The organism is Kitasatospora sp. NPDC059747, from assembly GCF_042732955.1.
Classification (GTDB): domain Bacteria; phylum Actinomycetota; class Actinomycetes; order Streptomycetales; family Streptomycetaceae; genus Kitasatospora.
Genome location: NZ_JBHWGV010000147.1, coordinates 17,343 through 20,153, shown reverse-complemented (window position 1 = coordinate 20,153; position 2,811 = coordinate 17,343). Strand labels below are relative to the sequence as shown.

Sequence of the window (2,811 nt, the reverse complement as noted above, 5' to 3'; positions counted from 1 at the left end):
GACCGTCGTCATGGTCACCCACGACCCCGTCGCCGCCTCCTACGCCGACCGCGTCGTCTTCCTCGCCGACGGCCGCATCGTCGACGAACTCCACAACCCCACCGCCGACACCGTCCTGGACCGCATGCGCCGCTTCGACGCCAAGGGCCGCACCAGCTGAGGCCGCACGAACACCGCTGCGCCGACGCCCCCTAACCCACCAGGACTGACTCTCCCCCATGTACCGCACCGCACTGCGCAACGTGCTGGCCCACAAGGCCCGCCTGCTGATGACGGTCCTCGCCGTCATGCTGGGCACCGCCTTCGTCGCCGGCACGCTCGTCTTCACCGACACCCTCGGCAACGCCCTCAGGTCGCAGAACGCCAAGAGCTACACCGACATCGCCGTCACCGTCTCCGACCGGGGCGCCGTCGGCCGCGGCTACGACCACGGCGGCAAGTCCGCCACGAACGCGCCGCTCACCGAGGAGACCCGCAAGGCCGTCGCGGCCCTGCCCGGCACCGCCGACGCCCGCGGCATCGTCAGCGGCTTCGCCGGCATCGCCGACAAGAAGGGCGCGCTGGTCGGCGACGGCTTCTCGACCACCGGCACCAACTTCGTGCCCGGCGCCGACGGCACCGACCCGCGCTACCCGCTGGTCGAGGGCCGCGGCCCGAAGAACGCCACCGAGATCGCCCTCGACGCCAAGACCGCCGAGAAGGGCGGCTACCAGGTCGGCGACACCGTCCGGGTGGCCGTCAACGGCCCGGTCATGGAGCTGAAGCTCACCGGCACCCTGCACACCAACGACCCGCGCGTCGTCTCCGGCGGCTCGCTCGCCGCCTTCGACACCGCCACCGCCCAGCAGCTCTACCTGAGCCCGGGCCACTTCGCCGAGCTCGACGTGAAGGCCAAGCCGGGCACGGACGACGACGCGCTGCTCGCCGCCGTCCGGCAGGCCCTGCCGCAGGGCGGCGAATTCGAGGCCAAGACCGGCCGCGCGCTCGCCGACGAGCAGGACAAGATGATCGAAGCCGGCACCAAGGGCATGAGCAAGGCGCTGCTGGTCTTCGCCGGCATCGCGCTGTTCGTCGGCATCTTCATCATCGCCAACACCTTCACCATGCTGATCGCCCAGCGCACCAAGGAGCTCGCGCTGCTCCGCGCGATCGGCGCCGGCCGCCGGCAGGTCACCCGCTCCGTCCTGATCGAGGCGTTCCTGGTCGGCCTGACCGCCTCGGTGGCCGGTCTGGCCGCCGGTGTCGGCATCGCGGCCGGGCTGCGCTCGCTGCTCAACGGCCCGATGGAGGCCAACCTGCCGGACGGCCCGCTGGTGGTCGCACCGGGCACGGTGGTCACTGCGATCCTCGTCGGCGTCCTGGTGACCGTGCTGTCGGCCCTGCTGCCCGCCATCCGCGCCGCGCGGATCGCCCCGATCGCGGCGATGAGCTCGGTCGAGCAGCCGGCCACCCAGAAGAGCCTGCTGCTCCGCAACGTGATCGGCCTGGTCCTCACGGGCATCGGCGCGGCCGCCCTGGCGCTCGGTGCCATCGGCAAGACGGTCGGCCTGGTCGGCCTCGGCGCGGCCGTGCTGATGATCGGCGTGTTCGTCCTCACCCCGCTGCTGGCCCGGCCGCTGATCACCCTGTTCGCCCCGCTGCTGCGCGCCGTGTACGGCACGCCGGGCCGGCTGGCCAGGGAGAACGCGGTCCGCAACCCGCGCCGCACCGCCGCCACCGCCTCGGCGCTGACCATCGGCGTCATGCTGATCACCGCGCTGACGGTGGTCGGCGCCTCGGTGAACAAGGCCGTGGACGATGCCACCGCGAGCGACTCCAAGGCCGACTACACGGTCGCCATGGCGAACTACTCGATGCTCTCCCCCGACGTCGTCCCGCAGATCGCCAAGGCGACCGGCGTCACCGCGGTGAGCGGCACCCGGACCGTTCCGGTGGAGACCGGCACGGACGACAGCGAGTGGCTGACGGCGGTCGACGCGAACACCCTCGACCAGCTGGTCACGGTCAAGGTCAAGGACGGTTCGGCGGACGCCCTCAAGCAGGGCAAGCTGCTGGTGAGTTCGGGCCGCTCGGAGACCGCCGGCTACAAGGTCGGCGACGTCCTCAGCGTCACCTACCCGGACGGCGCCAAGGGCTCGCTCACCGTCGGCGGCGTCATGGAGGCCAACTCCGTACTGGCCGGGGTCGTCGCCCCCGAGGCCGTCGTCGGCCCGCACGCCCAGCCGGGCACCGGCCCGGACAAGGTCCTGGTCAAGGGTGCCGATGGCGCGGACGCGAAGCTCAAGCAGGCGCTGCGCGACGCGACCGGCGGCAACCCGCTGATCGAGGTCAAGGGCGAGGCGGACGTGAAGAAGGAGAACCGTCGCATGATCACGGACCTCCTGAGCGTCCTCTACGGCCTGCTCGGCATGGCCGTCGTCATCGCGGTGCTCGGCGTGGTCAACACCATGGCGATGTCGGTCTTCGAGCGCCGCCGGGAGATCGGCATGCTGCGGGCGATCGGCCTCGACCGGCGCGGCGTCGGCCGGATGATCCGGCTGGAGTCGCTGCTGATCGCGCTGTTCGGCGGCGTGGTCGGCGTGGTCCTCGGGATCGTGGTCGCCTGGGCGGGCCTCAAGACGCTCGGCGACACGTTCAAGGGCATGTCGACCGTGGTGCCGCCGCTGCAGATCCTCGGCTTCCTGGTGGCGGCCGCCCTGATCGGCCTGCTGGCCGCCCTCTGGCCGGCCCGCCGGGCCGCCCGGACGGACATCCTGGGCGCGATCAAGAGCGAGTAACCGCACCGCGCGAAGGCCCTCCGCAGCGCTCAGG

1 protein-coding gene and 1 pseudogene are annotated in these 2,811 nt (G+C 72.0%); both read left to right on the top strand.

Features of this window, described 5'->3' with window-relative positions:
• Positions 1-160, top strand: a pseudogene (locus tag ACFV4G_RS38360) (ABC transporter ATP-binding protein); the annotation flags it as partial.
• A gap of 58 nt (positions 161-218) precedes the next feature.
• Positions 219-2,777: an ABC transporter permease gene (locus ACFV4G_RS38355; protein ID WP_380447322.1), complete on the top strand. Its 2,559-nt coding sequence runs from the start codon at positions 219-221 to the stop codon at positions 2,775-2,777.
• Positions 2,778-2,811: the final 34 nt, after the last annotated feature.

Bases quoted from the DNA above. Each gene is read 5' to 3' on its own strand.
- ACFV4G_RS38355 (WP_380447322.1), top strand. From the start codon at position 219: ATGTACCGCACCGCACTGCGCAACGTGCTGGCCCACAAGGCCCGCCTG.